9 protein-coding genes are annotated in these 15,351 nt (G+C 41.0%); 1 reads left to right on the forward strand and 8 read right to left on the reverse strand.

The annotated features are described in order from the left end of the window. Positions 1-139 precede the first annotated feature (139 nt). The 5 genes from pepF to ACTFWY_RS01095 form a co-directional block, all read right to left on the reverse strand. Positions 140-1,957 carry an oligoendopeptidase F gene (gene pepF, locus ACTFWY_RS01075; protein WP_439926575.1) on the reverse strand — a complete coding sequence of 606 codons (1,818 nt, stop codon included), beginning with the start codon at positions 1,955-1,957 and terminating at the stop codon, positions 140-142. Between the two features lie 66 nt (positions 1,958-2,023). Next, positions 2,024-3,019 carry a competence protein CoiA gene (locus tag ACTFWY_RS01080; RefSeq protein ID WP_156247312.1) on the reverse strand — a complete coding sequence of 332 codons (996 nt, stop codon included), beginning with the start codon at positions 3,017-3,019 and terminating at the stop codon, positions 2,024-2,026. A gap of 82 nt (positions 3,020-3,101) precedes the next feature. Further along, complete coding sequence (locus ACTFWY_RS01085; RefSeq protein ID WP_003127031.1) at positions 3,102-3,752, reverse strand: adaptor protein MecA; 651 nt, start codon at positions 3,750-3,752, stop codon at positions 3,102-3,104. A gap of 154 nt (positions 3,753-3,906) precedes the next feature. Further along, positions 3,907-4,305 carry a transcriptional regulator SpxA gene (gene spxA / locus ACTFWY_RS01090; protein WP_003127030.1) on the reverse strand — a complete coding sequence of 133 codons (399 nt, stop codon included), beginning with the start codon at positions 4,303-4,305 and terminating at the stop codon, positions 3,907-3,909. A 677-nt stretch (positions 4,306-4,982) separates the two neighbouring features. After that, entirely contained in the window at positions 4,983-6,698 is a 1,716-nt protein-coding gene (locus ACTFWY_RS01095) for an ABC transporter ATP-binding protein (protein WP_005472341.1), read from the reverse strand. 247 nt (positions 6,699-6,945) lie between these two features. Here ACTFWY_RS01095 and ACTFWY_RS01100 point away from each other — a divergent pair, with 247 nt between their 5' ends. Beyond that, positions 6,946-7,677: an HAD family hydrolase gene (locus tag ACTFWY_RS01100; RefSeq protein ID WP_103299930.1), complete on the forward strand. Its 732-nt coding sequence runs from the start codon at positions 6,946-6,948 to the stop codon at positions 7,675-7,677. Between the two features lie 83 nt (positions 7,678-7,760). On the opposite strand, the gene ACTFWY_RS01105 is transcribed toward ACTFWY_RS01100, so the two are convergent. Genes ACTFWY_RS01105 through ACTFWY_RS01115 form a run of 3 tightly spaced genes read right to left on the reverse strand, consistent with a single transcriptional unit; the run spans position 7,761 to position 15,245 of the window. Then, on the reverse strand, positions 7,761-10,925 hold the full coding sequence (locus ACTFWY_RS01105; RefSeq protein ID WP_311810693.1) for a DEAD/DEAH box helicase: 3,165 nt from the start codon (positions 10,923-10,925) through the stop codon (positions 7,761-7,763). A 22-nt stretch (positions 10,926-10,947) separates the two neighbouring features. After that, positions 10,948-14,127, reverse strand: coding sequence for an AAA family ATPase (locus tag ACTFWY_RS01110; RefSeq protein ID WP_195957713.1), 3,180 nt, complete (start codon positions 14,125-14,127; stop codon positions 10,948-10,950). Further along, positions 14,109-15,245 (reverse strand): exonuclease SbcCD subunit D, encoded by a 1,137-nt coding sequence (locus ACTFWY_RS01115; RefSeq protein WP_219645270.1) that lies wholly within the window; start codon positions 15,243-15,245, stop codon positions 14,109-14,111. The genes ACTFWY_RS01110 and ACTFWY_RS01115 overlap by 19 nt, the downstream gene beginning before the upstream one ends. Positions 15,246-15,351 lie beyond the last annotated feature (106 nt).

Genomic DNA, 15,351 nt, shown 5'->3' on the forward strand with positions numbered 1-15,351 from the left:
AGGTTTCTGTTGACAAGCAAATCCTTCCTATACTTACTTTTTTTCTAGGCGTCACCATCAAAATAAGGCAATCAACCTGTTGCTTAAAAAAGCCACTGACGATCGATCAACGATCCTTCAGTGGCTAAGACAGTCTTGCTTATGCTTCTAATTCCTTGACTAATGCTTCCAATTCATCCAACCGTTGTTCAAAGACTTTCATCGCGTCTTTGATATAATCTGCTTTAGTCATATCAACTCCAGCTTTTTTCATCACTTCAATTGGATAATCGCTGTTGCCTGCTTTTAGATAGGTCAAATATTTCGTTAAGGCATCAGGCTCTCCTGTTAAAATTTTCTTAGCTAGTGCAGAAGCTGCCGAAAAGCCTGTTGCGTATTGATAGACATAGTAATTGTAGTAAAAATGCGGGATACGTGACCACTCTAGACTGATCTCAGGATCTTTTTCTACAGAAGGACCGTAGTATTTAGCATTCAGCTCACCATAGCTGTCACTCAAAAATTCACTAGTCAATGGCGTTCCTTTGGCATCTTCTACGTGCATAAAGTGTTCAAACTCAGCAAATTGTGTCTGACGGAAAATCGTTCCTTTAAATCCATCCAGAAAATGATTCAAGACATAGGCTTTTACGCGAGGATCAGTTTCGGTTTGCAACATGTATTCTGTCAAGATGTTCTCGTTAGTTGTTGAAGCAATTTCCGCCAAGAAAATAGAATAATCGCCATAAACATAAGGTTGATTGTTGCGAGTAAAATAACTGTGGACACTGTGACCCATCTCATGCACCAATGTGAACAATTGATCCAAACGATCATTCCAGTTCATCAAAATATAGGGTAATGTGTCGTACGCGCCAGATGAATAGGCGCCACTGCGTTTGCCTTTATTTTCGACAACATCGATCCAGCGATTTTCAAACGCTTCGTTTACCACGGCTAAATATTCTTCACCTAGAGGTTTTAAAGCATCTTTGGCTTTTGCGACAGCTTCTTCATAGCTATAGCGAATCGGAGCTTCTCCTAGAATTGGTGTATAGACATCATACATATGCAAAGTATCAACAGCCAATAAGCGTTTTCTTAACTCCATGTAACGATGCAGCAGCGGCAAATGTTCATTCACGACAGCTACCAAGGTGTCATAGACACTTTCCGGGATGTGGTTGGCACTTAATGCAGCTTGTCGAGCAGACTCATAGTGGCGTGCTTTAGCTTTAAAGTTATGGGCTTTGATATTGGTACTTAATGTTTGGGCAAATGTATTACGGAACTGCTCATAGACACCATACAACCCTTTAAAGGCAGCTTCCCGTACGGAACGGTCGGTATTTTCCATCAATTGACCATAAACACCATGAGATAATTGAACTTTCTCTCCATTCTCGTCTTCAACGATCGGAAATTCTAAATCGGCATTGTTTAATACTGAAAAAATATTTCCAGAAGCGCCGAATATTTCTCCTGCACCTGCTAGTAAAGCTTCTTGTTCAGCCGGCAAAACATGGGGACGGTTATTGACAGTTTTTTCAATAAGATGGCGGTAAATGGCCAATTCCGGCTCTTGGTCGAAATAACCCCAAATAGTTGCATCATCCATTGAAAGCAATTCAGGATCAAACCAGGCAATCGCTTCACTTACTTGAGCAACAAGGTTGCTGGCTTTTGCATAAAGCCCTTGATAGGTTGTGTTGGCTGTATCTTGATCATTTTTCAGATGACTGTATACATAGAGTTTTTCCAGTTTACGGGAGATCGCTAACACATATTCTAATGCTTCCTTGAAAGCTGCTGGTCCTTGTGATAATGTCCCTTTGAAATCGTCAGCCTGCTTCAACTCAGCCACGATCTCTTGGAACGCTTCTTCAAATGCCCCATCATCGGCATGTATCTTTGTAAGGTCCCATGTTAATGCTTCCGGTAGATCCGCACGATCTGGTAATTGTTTTGTTTCTGACATATTCTTCACTCCTTTACATACTAAAATAATCTTAACATACTTTTGGCGGGAACCAAGCTAAGAGAATCAAAAAGGTTGAATTTTCTGGAAATCAGAACATTCTTGATAAATACGTTTCAATAGTTGCCCTTGATCAATCATAGGAAACAACCAGTTCCAATTCATTTTGCGCAACTGATTCAGCCAGTGAGAAAAATTCCGGTTTGCGTTTTGATGAAATAAAAAGCGCAGGACTAAAATTCGATGTTCCAACAAAAAACCATAATCACTGGGTTGATAGCACCAATGCGGCAGATTGCCGATATGTCCTCCGAGAGGGTAAAGGAGTGCTTGAAGACTGAGGATCTGCTTTTGCTGTTGCATCAGCTTGTGTAATACCCAGACTCGGTAAGCTTCCGGCTGCCACCTTTGATGGTATGTTCGACAGGACTTTCTAGAATAATTGTTTAGCGATGGGCAGCAGCCGATAGGTTCTCCTTTTCGAAAATAACGTCTACGAAAAGAAACACCCCACTTATAATGCCAATTGATCTCGTATATGAGACCAACGCGTTGCTCTTGCGTATCTATGATCCACAAATAAAACCCCGGTTGCTCCGCAAAACGGCAACAGGCCTTTTGCAAAACGGTCCATCGATGGTGGAGTTGCGGTTGTAGATGTTTGCCTAGAAGCCACCAAGGAGAATAGTTATAGGCAAGATACTTCTCTGTTCGTTGGACAAAGCGGCTCCAAGACAAAGCCGAACACTGTACTTCAATCGCTGTTTTGCCCACAAGAAGATCCGGTCGCTGCTGCAAATCCGGCAAGTAAGCTTCTATTTCGATCGTTTCATCTGTTAGCCATTCGTAGAGGAGCTCCTTTGCTGACAAATGTTCCTCCGTCTCTCCTTCACTAAACACTTCGCAGTTAGCCGCAGCATAATGAGCGAAATGATGGCGTTTCAGGAGGCCTTTCCTTAAGTGCACCGGTTCATGACATCCTGGACAATAAAAGGGTTCTGAATCTTTCTTCGCCTGATCAGCTTTGATCCGCTGCTGCTGGTTGTCATACGCAATAATCATCTTCTCACCTCAAAAAGAAATACGCAAAAAAGCGAGAAAATGATTGTAGCCATTTTCTCGCTTTTACGATTATAAGTGAACATTAGACATTTTTGAAGTAGTAACGGGTCAATTCCAATGCGTCATGCTCCATAATGATTTTTCCATACTCTGCCAAAACCTCTGAAGTGACTTGTGTCCGGTTAGCAAATTCCATTAAATAAGCCAGTGCATTCTCAACTTCGATGTCTGTCGTATCGTTATCCATAAATTGGACTTCTAGATAGTAACGGTCATTCATTTGATAAAGATTCGTGGTCACTGAATCCAAATACACTTCGGACGCTAATTGAACCATTGCTTCAAAGCTGTTCAATTCAAAAATAAAACGATTGCCTAACTCCGGCTGGGACTCTGTCTCTTGTAATTGTGACGCGACATGCTTCTTCAACATATCCGTAATGTCCTCAGTTGAACCATCGCTCATATCATCAAAGTTTTCCATTCCTTCAGGCGGTAGATTTTTGCTGATAAACAATTCTAAGCCATCCCCTTTAGGTAAGACTTGAAAGGTCACCGCTTCACTGCCTTTAAATTCTTCATCAATATCTACTTCTTCTAATATGCTATAAAAAAAGTTTTCAATCTCATTGTGATTTCCAAGAAGGTCAAGAAAAGTGATGCCCCTAGCAGCTAAATCTTCGCTCTTGATCAGTACACGGATCGTATTTTCATTGATATGTTCCATTTCCATATTAGCTACACCTCACTTTTGCTAATCACTATAGGTTCATTTTAACGAAACCTGTTGAAAAGTAAAGAGAAAACGCATATCCTCTTAAGAAAATCCTAAAATGCCAAAAAAAGAGATCAGCTTTTCATTCACTGATCTCATAACTATTTGATTTTTATAAGCCTGCCATCAATTGTGCTTGACGTAGTTCTAGTTGACGAACATCTCTTGGCAAGAAACGACGGATTTCATCTTCATTAAAACCAACTTGGAGTCGTTTTTCATCAATCATGATCGGACGACGCAATAATCCTGGGTTTTCTTGTACAAGTGTCAATAAATCTTTTAGCGGCAGGTCATCTAGATCCATGTTCAATTTTTGAAAAACTTTGGATCTTGTAGAGATAATTTCTTCTGTACCATCTTCTGTCATTTGTAAGATTGCTTTTAATTCAGAAATATTTAAAGGTTCTGAGAAAATATTTCTTTCAACAAAAGGAATCTCATGCTCTTGCAACCACGCACGAGCTTTGCGACAAGATGTGCAACTTGGGGAAGTATATAGTGTCAACAACGTGCATCTCTCCTTTTTTAAATTCCATTCGCAAGTTCTGTTGTCTTGCTTGATTTTAATTATACAGAACTATTTTAAAAAAATCTAGTGTAAATTTTGTATTTTTTAATAAAACTCTCAAGTTATATTAAAAGAGAAACCTCTCAAACAAAAGCTTTCACAAACTTTACATCAATTTAAATGAGAAAAATCAAATTTTTTTTTAATTTCATTTCTTTTGTATAACAGTGTGTCAAAATTGTATCATGAACCATAGATTTATTTAAATCACTCTAGTGATTTAATTCTATCGTTTTTTAGTTTTGATAAAATATTCGATAATATCTGACTCCTCTATACAAGTTTCTTTCTATAATACTAGTACTCTCTCATTGGTCTTTACCAATCTTTTTTTACACCTAAAACTCGTTAAAAACTTACAAACAAAGAAAAGAACTTGTTATTAAAAGATTTCAAAAAAGCGGAAATCTGTATTATCACGTATTCTATTCCAAGTCATTAGTTGCTCATTATGAGTGAAAAATCATTTCATCGGCAACGAATATGACAAATGTTACAAACAAAGAAAGCGTTTGATAAGTAAATCCTAACAAATCTCTTTGAAGAAATCAGCGATATCCACTGAATATGTTTATTTGCATATAAACGAAAAAAGCGATCGAAGTCGCTTTTTTCGTCTAATTTTTGAACTGGGCATCATATAATGCTTTGTAATGTCCCCCTGTTGCTAACAGTTGCTCGTGGGTTCCTTCTTCCAAGATCCCTTTATCGCTGACAACAATGATCCTTGTCGCATGTTTGATGGTAGCCAAACGATGGGCAATAATCAATGTGGTCCGTCCATCAGCTAATGAGTTCAATGATTCTTGAATCACTTGTTCTGTTTCTGTATCCAACGCAGAGGTCGCTTCATCTAAGATCAAGATTGGCGGATTTTTTAGAAACATTCGGGCAATCGCTACCCGTTGCTTTTGACCACCAGAAAGTTTGACCCCGCGTTCTCCAATGACTGTTTCCAATCCTTCAGGCATTTGGTCGATTACTTGTTCTAAATGAGCGAGTTTCACGGCTTGAGCAATTTCTTCTTCTGACGCATCCAATTTCCCATAAGCAATGTTTTCTCGAATCGTTCCCGGGAACAAGAAAACATCTTGCTGAACAGTTCCGATCTGGCCCCGTAGTGAGGCAAGCGTCATGTCTTGGATATTGATTCCGTCAATCGTGATCTGACCCTCAGTTACTTCATAAAACCGCGGCAGTAAATTGCAAAGCGTTGTTTTTCCAGAACCGCTTTGTCCCACAAAAGCGACAGTCTCGCCGGATTGAATCGTTAGATCAATATGGTTCAATACCTTCGTCGCATCTGCATAAGCAAAGGAAACATCTTGATAAACGATATCGCCTTTTAGTGCGTGTACATCGATGGCATTTGGCTTATCTTGAATCGCCGGTCTCTTGTCCAGCTCTTCTGTCAGGCGTTTGAAGCCAGCAAATCCTTTCGGATAGCTTTCAATCATGGTATTGACCTTTTCGATTGGCCGAACAAAGACATTGGATAACAAGATAAATCCAACAAACTGTCCATTCGTCAATTCCCCTTTGATCACGTAATAGGCCCCAAAAATCAAGGCAAACAAATTGATCAGTCGAATCAGAAAGTAATTATAGGCAGAACTGATTGCCATCACTTTATAAAAGACGATTTTTGAACGACGATAAAGGCCGCTCAGACCGTCAAATCGTTGATGTTCAAACGTCTCATTGGCAAAAGACTGAGTCACGCGAATGCCGCTGACTGCTGCTTCTACCCCAGCATTGAATTCACCTAGATTGTCATAGATCTCTGTATTGACTTTCGTCATTTTCTTATTGAAGAAAACCAGTGCAATCGTAATCAATGGAATCAGTGCAAAAGTAGCAAGTGCAAGTTGAACATGCATATTGAGCATCAGCAAGAATGAACCGATCAATGTCATGATCGTAATAAAGACGTCCTCGGGACCATGGTGAGCAACTTCTGATATTTCAAACAAGTCAGTCGTTAGCCGACTGATCAAACGTCCAGTTTTTTGATTGTCATAATATTCAAAAGACTGTGTCTGTAAGTGTCGGAATAATTCTTGACGCATATCTGTCTCGATATTGACACCCAATTTATGGCCATAAAAGACCACGATATATTGCAAGATCGTATTGACCAGATAAAATAAAAATAGCCCCAAACAAGCGAGCAAAATCAGCCGAAAATTGTTCTGCGGCATAATCTTGTCGATCACTTGATTCACGGCAACTGGAAAAACCAATTCAAGCAGCCCTGCAAAGACAGCACAAGTAAAATCTAAGACAAACAATGACCGGTATGGCCGATAATAGCTAAAAAACCTTTTTAACACACTTCCTCCTCCTTTTCATTAATCTACATTATAAGCAAGTCTTTCTGGAAAAGCAAAATGAGAAATCGATTGAAAAGGGTAAAATTCACTCAAATTTGAAAAAGCGATGAGACCAAGGATTTCTAAAATTAGTAAATAAAACCTTTATTTATCAAGCTTTAAGCCCTTTTTTTCTCTCAAGATATCCGCTATTATATGTTCGAAAACAAAATGAAAATTTTCACTACATTTGAAAGGCGTGTCTCTTTTGCTTAATGCGGTAATCTTTGATGTCGATGATACTTTATACGATCAACAACAACCATTTCGAAATGCGGTTACAACCATCATACCTGAAGTAGCAACAACAGATCTCCATCCTCTTTATATTCGTTTTCGCGTACATAGCGATGACCATTTTGGAAAAGTCATCTCAAAAGAATGGACATTAGAAGAATTTCGTACCTTTAGACTATGTCAGTCGCTGATTGATTTAGGCTACTCTCCTTTATCAAATGATGCTAGCCGATTGTTTCAAGCGACTTACGAGACAGAGCTAGACAACATCCAACTTCATCCAGCCGTAGAAGAAACTCTCAATACCTTGGCTTCATTACCTATCAAGCTTGGAATCATTACCAATGGCCCAACAGATCACCAACAAAAGAAAATCGATCAATTGGAATTGACTCGCTGGATCCATCCAGAATACATGCTGATTTCTCAAGCAACAGGGTACCAAAAACCGGATATTGAACTTTTTCAGCTTGCTGAAGAACGATTTGATTTAGATCCCTCACGGACATTATACGTGGGAGATAACTTTGACAATGATGTCTTTGGCTGTAAACAAGCGGGATGGCAAGCCCTTTGGCTGAATCATCGCCGACGCCAAGCTCCCGAAATCAAAAATTGTCACCCTGACTGTACGTTAACTGCTTTTGAAGAGCTGACAGAGGGTATCTTATCCTTTACAGATGCAGTTGTGATGGCTCGCTAAAAACTAAGAGACAGCTATAGATGCAAATCTTCGCATCCTAGCTGTCTCTTGCTTTTGTATCAAGGGTTTTGTTTTCGCTGAATCTATTCTTCACCAATGCTTAAAATCAAGCGAATATCTTCTTCCGTCATTTGGTTCAGCTGGGCTTCATTCCCTTGGATGACTTTTTGGAATAGTTCCCGCTTTTCTTGTTGCAAAGCATCCATTCGTTCTTCAATGGTTCCTTCAGCGATCATTCGCCAAACTTCCACAACCTTTTTCTGACCGATTCGATGTGCCCGGCCAGCGGCTTGTTCTTCCACTGCAGGATTCCACCATAAGTCATATAAAATGACCGTATCCGCCCCTGTCAGATTCAATCCAGTTCCGCCGGCTTTTAATGAGATCAAAAAGACATCTTTTTCTCCACTATTGAAAGCATCGACCATACTCAAACGGTCTTGAGGAGGAGTGCTTCCTCGTAAATAGAAGGTTTCAATTTCTTCTTGAGCAAGTTCTTCTTCAATGATCGAAAGCATGCTTGTAAACTGTGAGAATAAGAGCACACGGCGGCCGTTTTCTTTTGCTGCTTGAATCAGGTCCTTGACCTGTTCTAGCTTGCCTGATGTGCCTTCGTAATCTTCCACAAACAATCGCGGATCGCAGCAGATTTGACGCAAACGAGTAAGGCCAGCCAAGATGCTGATACGATTTTTGCGAAATGCTGCTGTATCCATTTGTGCGATTTCTTTCCGCATTTGGCGCAAATACGCAAGGTAGATTTTTTTCTGCTCTTCTGTCAGTACACTATAATAATTCGTTTCTAACTTCTCTGGCAGATCTTGAAGAACGGATTTTTTATCGCGTCGCAATATGAATGGCTTGATCATTTTTGCGATCTCTTGTGTCTTCAATTCTTTGTAGCGTTGTTTATTTGGGAAAAATCCCGGCATGATCATCTCAAATAAGGACCACAACTCTTCAAGATTATTCTCGATGGGTGTCCCACTCAATGCAAATCGATGGGGAACATTTAAAGAACGCAATGCTTGTGCTGTTTTGGTTCCGCTGTTTTTGACCATTTGCGCCTCATCCAAGATCAAATACGCTAAACCTAATTCTTGGTACTGGTCGATGTCCTGCCGTAAGCTGGCATAAGATGTGATGCGGACATCTGCCGGCAGCTGTAATTGGCTGCCGCGTTCCTCCCGAGAACCACTGATCACCACCGACTGGATCGTTGGTGCAAAGCGTTTGATTTCTTGCTGCCAATTATACGTCAAACTCGCAGGTGCAACGATCAGAGCATTCAACTGTTGCTTCTCTTGCTTTTCAGACAACAAGTAGCTGATGGTTTGAACGGTCTTCCCTAATCCCATTTCGTCTGCAAGTATGCCGCCAAATTGATACTGACTCAGCATCTTCAGCCAACGAAATCCGACTTCCTGATAGTGTCTTAATTGCGCTTGGAGCTGATGAGGCAATGGTGCAGAAAATTTTTCTGGATGAATCAAATCTGTCGTCATTTGTTTGAATCCTTGACTAAAAGTTGCTTGGTCAGCTAGTTCTTCTTGCAAATACAATCCTTGATTCAACGGAACTTGTAACGTACCTGACTGAGATACAAAGGCTGTCCGTAATTTTTTCAGCGCGGCGCTTGCTTCTTGAAAGGCTTCTGTTTCCAGTGAAAGAACTTGCCCATTTTCTGTCGTGTAAAAACGATCAGCCTGCAACAAACTCCGCAAGACAGCATCGATCTCCGATTCAGCGATCCCGCTGACATCAAAGTGAATATCCAGCCAGGAACCATTTTCTTCAATTTCGATCGTTGGACGGTGCTGCTGTGCATCTAAGTAAAGTTCCCGCAATTTTTTGCCGATACGTACTTCTCCTAGTTGGCGCAGTAAAGGAATTTCACGAGTGAAAAAGGCAAACAATTCTTCCCCTTCCGGTAGCGCTTTGAACCAATTTTTGGTACTTTTTTGATACTTCATTCTTTCAACTACTTGTTCGATCCGCTTTTCCTGAGGGTAATCCCTTAAAATCTCTGGATGAGCCTCAGGAATCACTTGATGCTTTTCGTCAGTCGAAAAAGTCACTTCGCCATAATTGAAATCAATTTGCAAATCGATCTGACCTTTGATTTTACGCAGTGAAAAAACAACGGCTAACGGACTCTCTTGGATCTCTGCTCCGACCTCTTTTGTGATCTCTACCGTGCCGATCTTGCGTAAATGAGGCAAAACTTGCATAAACAAGTTGGACAGTTCCGCTTTTGGATAAATGATCGTTGGTTCTTCAAAGCGTTTGAATAATTGCTGCATCGTCAAATAGACTTCTTTTTGGTCCATCGTCAATTCAACGATCGTATCGCCTTGAAGGCCCCAATTGTAATAGCTCAGCAAGTGATCAAAATCCCTCGTCAAAGATAACGGAAATTGACCGTGTTCTTTTTGAACACGAAAATGCAGCGGCTTGCCTTCAGAAAAAGTCACTTGACGAAGTTTAGCGTTGCCAATCGTTAACTGCATATAAGCAGCGTTCATTTTCTCTAATAGTTCTTTCCCGTATTCAACTGGCAATAGCAAATACTTTTTGTCTAGTTTGCCTTTCACTTGGATGCCAGCTTGTCCAATCAGCTGCTGTGTCTGAGCAATGCCTAGTAAGCGGATCAGAATATCATTGTTGGTTTGGTCAAATGCTTCACTCGTTAAAAGAAACTCTGTTTGTTTGTTCGCCAGATAGCTCTTTTTTTCTTGATAGACTTGCAAAAATTTATAGATATTTTTGACGACATATGTCTTTGAAGTTCCCCGTTGACCGACTTTTAGTGAAATCCCTAGAACATCCATCTCCTGGTGGTAAGGGTTCGTGGTCAGATTTTCGACACGATATTCAATTTGCAAAGGAGTGATCGTCCGCTGTCCAGACTGCAATCGATTGAATCCCTGAGAAAACATCTCCGAAGCCGAAAATGCGGCTTTTGCTGGCTTTTTTTCTTCTGTGATTTGTCTTGTTTTACCTTGCTTTCGTAAATAAAGTTCAACAGCTATAGTGTGTTTACAATAGTGATGTTCTTCCCAATAGGGGCATTGGCAATAATCGATCTCTTTAGCCGTCGCATCAAGATCGACTAAATATAGCTCACTTCCCAAGACTTCCGCATGCCATACCTTTCTCTCTGGATCTGGAATAACCGATAGGACGCGACCTTCATTTAGATAGGTCCGACCTCTTTCAATGACTTTTTCTGGAATACTCCATTTCATATGCTTCTGATTCCTCCTTTCTCTAAAGTTTTGTACGAATTTTGCTTTGTCCGCTGCCATCTGTTTGAACAACGACTTGCTGCAAGATTCGCTCTCTTAATTCTCTTACATGACTAATGATCCCAATCATCCGCCCTTCATTTTCAATCATTTCTAATGCTTCCATCGCCATTTCCAACGATTCTTCATCTAATGAGCCAAATCCTTCGTCAATAAACAACGCCTCGATCTCGATGCCTCCCGAACGATTTTGGATCACATCAGCTAATGAGATAGCCAATGCCAGTGCGGCAATAAAACTTTCACCACCCGATAAGGTATGTGCTCGCCGCAGACTGCCAGCATTATCATCATAGATATCGATCTCCAACCCTGTCGAGCTTCGATAGCTCCCCACTTTGTCTGCCAACTCGAATTGATAACGTCCTCTTGTCAACCGAGCTAGGCGAACATTCGCCACTTCTAAGATCTCAGTTAAAAATCGTTGCAGAACATAGCGTTCCAAACTGGTCTTCTTTTCATTTTCTCCATTGATGACTTCTGATAGTTGCTGTAAATGGCTGATTTTTTCTAATTGCTTGGTGTTTTGTTGATAGATTATCTGCAATTCTTCAAGTAATCGCTGATTTTGCTTGATTTGTTCTTTTCCTCGGATTACTTGTTCTTGTAATTGTTCTACCGCTGTTTCAGACTGGTCTACTTGTTCTTGCAAGACTTCCAAGTCAGGCACAGCTTTGTTTTGCAAAAATTGTGCCAGTTCAAGCTGTCGCTGTTGAACAAAACGTTGTTGTTGTTCATAGGTTTTTATCGTACTGCGTAGCTCCTGGCGTTCCTCAAGATCATTGAGCAGACTGCGCATCTGTTGTTCGGTACATGCCGCAGGCAAGACTTCTTCCAAGCGTTCTTGGGCTAGCTGAGCAGCTTGTTGCTTGTCGGCTAGAAACTGTTGCAGATTTCGTTGCTGCTCTGTCAGGATCGTATACTGTTCCTTCAAACGTTGCTCTTCCAACTGATCCGCTTCAATCAGAGCTGCTAAACGAGACGATTGTGCTGCTAGTTGCTTCTGTTCCTCGTTCAACTGCTCCAGAGATACTCCCTCCGTTTGCTCTTTTAGTGAGGACAGTTTTCCTTCTTCCAAACGTAAAGCGTCACTAGCAGTCTTGAGACTTGCTTCAAGTGCTGTCAATTCTTCTGTAAGATGTTGGCTGTTTGCTTGGACCTCTGTCAATTTCTGACTGTCTAGAGCAAATTGCTCTTTCAACTGCTGATTGATTTGTTGGCATTTGAAATAGGTAGTGGCAATTTCCTTTTCAGTCAATCCTTCTGCCAGCAATGGATCAGCTGGTTCCTTGCCAGCTCCTTCTTTCAGGACTGTTTGACTTAGCATATTTTCCACCAACGGCTGGAGGATTTCTCGTAGTGTCTGATACGTTGTCTGTTGTTTTTCCTTCAACGCGCTCATTTTTTGTTTAATTGTTTGAAACTGGTCATTGACTTGTTCTAGCAGCAGCAAGTTCGTCGAACGGTCTTCACCAACTTGTTGCAGCTGATTCTCCAAAGATTCAAGTTGCTGCTCGCTATCAATGATTTCTTCATTACTATACTCTGTATGTTTTTGAGCAGCGGGGTGTTCAAAAGAGCCACAGACCGGACAAGGTTCCCCCTCCACCAATAAGAGACTTAAACGAGCAATCTGCATCTTGGCATTTCGACTTTTTTCTTGCACCAATTTTTCAGTTAACTCATCATATTTACTTACTAACTGCTGCTGCTCCTCTTGCAATTTTCGCTGCTGGTCTGTTAGTTGCTGTTGGGTATCAGTCAGCTGCTGCTCCTCTTTTTTCAACATCTGCCATTGGTACAATAGATTTTCTCCACGAACCAGTTGGACTTCCTGTACTTGGTAGATCGAATGCTTTTGGATTTCTTCTTTTAATCCTTGCTCCTGGTTCATAGTAAGATTTTGCTGTTCTTTCAGATGCTGCGCTTGTTTTTCCTGTTGAGTCACCGTTTCCTGCAAAGAAGCGACCTGTTTTTCTTGTTGCTGAACTTGCTCGGCTAATGGTTTTAACTGTGCCAGTATTTGTAAACGTTGCTTAGCTGCCGTATGTTCGTCCTTTCGATCTACCTGAACTTCTCGGCTTTTGTCCCATATCTCTTGAGACTCTTGCCATTGTTCTAATGATTGCTGATTGAATGTAAGTTGTTGAATAGCCTGTGCTACTTCAGCTGTCCGCTCATCTTTTTGGCGTAAGATTTCTTGATGCTCACTCGCCCAGTCTAGCTGCTGCAGCCGCAGTTTATCGTCTAAAATTTGACTTTCTTTCGCAGCTAGATTCGCTGCCTGTTGGCTGAGTTCCTGTTGCTCGGCAAGTGCTTTATGGATTTCTTTTGCCAAATAAAAAGCTTCCTGTGCGGTCTTTTTCTCTTGCTCCGCTTGGGATTTTTTTGCTTCAATTGTTTGCTGATGACTTCGTTGTTTCTCAAGATCTGTCTGCCAGTACGCTAATGTCTCAACCAACGAAACCGGAGTTGCCGGTTCGGTCCACTCAAAGCGTGTGACCAAATGATCCGCTGCCGTTTGTTGTTTTTCAATTTGTTTGGTTTGCTTTTTGACCTGTTCTTTCAGCCATTCATTGAAGCGCTGATACATTTCCGTTCCAAAAATATTCCGCAAAACTTTTTCTTTCTCATTACTACTGGCGATCAAAAAATTGCGAAATTCTCCTTGAGGCAGCAAAATGATTTGGAAAAATTGTTTGGCATCCAATTGCAGCAGATCTTTGATGAAGATATCTACTTCATTTTTTTTGCTGATTTGTTTGCGCTCTTTTCCTTGCTGATCATAGATCGTCAACCGTACCTTAGCTGCTTGATTCGTGACTCCATCGCCGCGTTTTTTGGCTAAGACTTGTTCGGGACGTCGTTCGATCTCATAGTGCAAATGTTGATGGTCAAAGGAAAAACGGACACTCGTCTCTTCTGTGGGGGAAGCGAATGTCGAACGCATTTCTTTACCGGACCGCAAATTTCCGGAAGTTTCTCCAAATAATGCAAATGTCATTCCATCAAAGATCGTCGTCTTGCCAGCCCCGGTTTTCCCGCTGACTAGAAACAAACCACCTTCTTGAAAGTCGCCAAAATCCAGTTCCTCATGAATGTAGGGACCAAAGTTTTTCATGATTAATTTTCTTGGCTGCATGACTGCTCTCGCTCCTTCTCTCCACCCGCTGTCAAACCTGTGAGCCATTTTTGCTGCTGCTCATTTAACGGTTCTCCAGTCATTTCTTTATAAAAATGGGCGATCACCCGTTGCGGATCCTCCTCATCGGCTAATGTCAAATTTTTCTTGCTGACGATTCGCCCACTTTGCCGCTCCACAGATAAAATTCGAGGATAGACCCGCCGTAATTGATTCATCATATTAGGAATTACGGCTCGATCCGTTAACGTGAAGTGTAAGAAGGCCTCTCGATCCACTTGCCGATAAAAGGCAGGATCAAGCAATGTTTCAAAAGAAGCAGTGTATTGCTGAAGATCTCTTTTCGGCCGCAACGGATAAAAATGCCGCTGGTCCTTTTGAGTATCTACGATATAAACACCTTTCTCATTGGTTATTTCAGACAATGAAAATTTCAACGGAGACCCGCTATAACGGATTCGTTCATGATTTAGCGCAGTATTTGCATGAAGATGTCCTAAGGCGACATAGTCAAACCCTTCAAAAGCCGTTGTCGGTACACTATCCAATCCGCCTACTTGAATTTTGGTTTCCGAATCCGTCTGGCTTGAACCAGCTACAAAAAAGTGAGTCACCAAGACTTGTTTTTTCGTAGAATCAAAATACTGCTTCATCTCTTGAAGGACCCGAGTCACCCCTTCTGCGATCGTTGTGATTTTTTCATCAAAAAACAAACGCGCTTCGATCGGTTCAAAATAAGGTAACAAGAAAAACTGGGTGTCAGAAAATTCAATCGGCTCAATACTTTCTTCAATGGAGGTCGTTAGGTAAAATTGCGTATTTTTGAACCATGGACTGCCAGTTTCAAGTCGTGTCGGACTATCGTGATTACCAGAAATCGCTAGTAAAGGAAACTTTTTTTCTAAATTGATTTTCGCTATTTTCTCATTTAAACATTTCACTGCGTCAACGGCTGGCACCGTGCGATCATAAAGATCCCCAGCAATGATAATTGCATCTACTGATTGTTCTTCCGCCAGATCAATTATCTGGTCAATAATGTAACTTTGATCTTCGAGAAGATCATAGCCGTGTAATTTTTTACCTATGTGCCAATCTGCTGTATGTAAAAACCGCATATACCCACCCTCTTAAAAATATCCTTCCCATCATTATACCACTTTACGATTATGAATTGAATGTATCAACGTGATCTTCTCGTTCCCAGACAGTTGAGTTCTTCTT

This window comes from Enterococcus sp. 125944 (genome assembly GCF_051909435.1).
In the GTDB taxonomy this organism is placed as follows: Bacteria; Bacillota; Bacilli; order Lactobacillales; family Enterococcaceae; genus Enterococcus_D; species Enterococcus_D gallinarum.